This is a genomic window from Oleiphilus sp. HI0125, assembly GCF_001635355.1.
This window is the reverse complement of record NZ_LWGF01001454.1, coordinates 1-1374: the sequence shown is the minus strand read 5'-3', so window position 1 is coordinate 1374 and position 1374 is coordinate 1. Positions and strand designations below refer to the sequence as shown.

Genomic DNA, 1374 nt, shown 5'->3' with positions numbered 1-1374 from the left:
GAACATCACTCACGAGTGATAACAGCTGAGTAGTTTTTAAACCCATCGCGCCAGGGTCTTGAATCGATTGACGATTGCGCCAAACTAGGGGGGAGTCGCCCGTAATAGCAAGTACGGGTACTTGATCTGCTTGGCTAGCACTCAGCCCCGTGATCATGTTGCTCGCACCAGGACCCGAGATTCCCATACATATTGAAAAGCGTCCGGCTGACCGCGCAAACCCGTCTGCCATATAGGCAGCACCAGCCTCACTTGCACACACAACCGCTTCAATACCTTCTACATCCACAAGAGCTTCAGAGAAATTATCGACATATCCACCTGGAATCATGAACACATGCGAAGCACCTTCGTCGCGAAGTGCTTGAATGGTGTAATGGCTGAGCGTCACTTTTTTCATTTGTGTTTATTCTCGTGTTACGCGCTGAATGTTCGAAGCAGCACGAAAGCTTGTTGAACGAAACTCGACGCTATCCGTTGCGACAATCGTTCTGCACTGCAAACATTTAACTCTGTATACGAACCTGATATGTTTGCGGCTCATTTTATTTTTTCAGTTCACAACGAATCATAAAGACAGCACGTGAGTAACGAAGTTCCACATAGCAACTCAAGCAATCCCAAAGCCAGCGAGAAAAATTATCATCATGGCGACCTTAAAACTGCGCTCGTCAACGCCGCTTTAGATCTGCTGACGACGCGAGGGGCAGAAGCACTGTCTTTGCGATCCTTAGCCAGCGAAGTGGGTGTCAGCCATATGGCCCCTTACGCACACTTCAAAAACAAGACTGAGTTATTTCAAGCGATCGCAGCATCAGGCTTTGAACAACTCCATGCGCGCATGGAGCAAGCCAATGTTGGCCAAGCTCCGTTAACGCTGATTCTCGATTACGGTACGCAATACATTGAGTACGCAATCAACAACCCTGCTCTGTACAAGTTGATGCTTAGCCAAACGCAAATCGCACCAGAAATGTCAGAAGATCTATCCAAGAGCAGCAAACGCCCTCATGCTCTGTTAGTCGATGCCTTTTCAAAAGCACCTCAAACCAAAGTCAGCAACAGTGTCCGCGCCCAAGGCGCATGGGCTATGGTGCACGGACTAGCCACCCTATTAATCGATGGCCATTTGAGTATTCCTGACAAGATGAGCATTCGAGATTATCTCGCTGCTACATCGACACAAGTCCAGATCAAATCCCCGCTCTAAACCGTTCGCTATAAAACTAATACAAGATTTCAATATCTGAGGTTGGGAACGCTACGCACGAGTGCACCCAACCAAACGTTTCATCCGATTTTCTGAGCTTCGCTTCAGGCGGGTTAAATACTTCGCCTTCCACCAATTTCACACGGCATAAACTGCATTCACCT

At 48.0% G+C, this 1374-nt stretch carries 3 protein-coding genes; 1 reads left to right on the top strand and 2 read right to left on the bottom strand.

Features of this window, described 5'->3' with window-relative positions; all coding sequences use genetic code 11:
- A partial coding sequence (locus A3762_RS24645; protein WP_255375088.1) for a thiamine pyrophosphate-binding protein occupies positions 1-400 on the bottom strand: 400 nt, incomplete at its 3' end.
- A 183-nt stretch (positions 401-583) separates the two neighbouring features.
- On the opposite strand from A3762_RS24645, the gene A3762_RS24640 reads away from it, so the two are divergent.
- Complete coding sequence (locus A3762_RS24640; protein ID WP_068477951.1) at positions 584-1210, top strand: TetR/AcrR family transcriptional regulator; 627 nt, start codon at positions 584-586, stop codon at positions 1208-1210.
- Between the two features lie 16 nt (positions 1211-1226).
- On the opposite strand, the gene A3762_RS28985 is transcribed toward A3762_RS24640, so the two are convergent.
- On the bottom strand, positions 1227-1374 hold a 148-nt coding region (locus tag A3762_RS28985), incomplete at its 5' end, for a 2Fe-2S iron-sulfur cluster-binding protein (protein ID WP_156493735.1).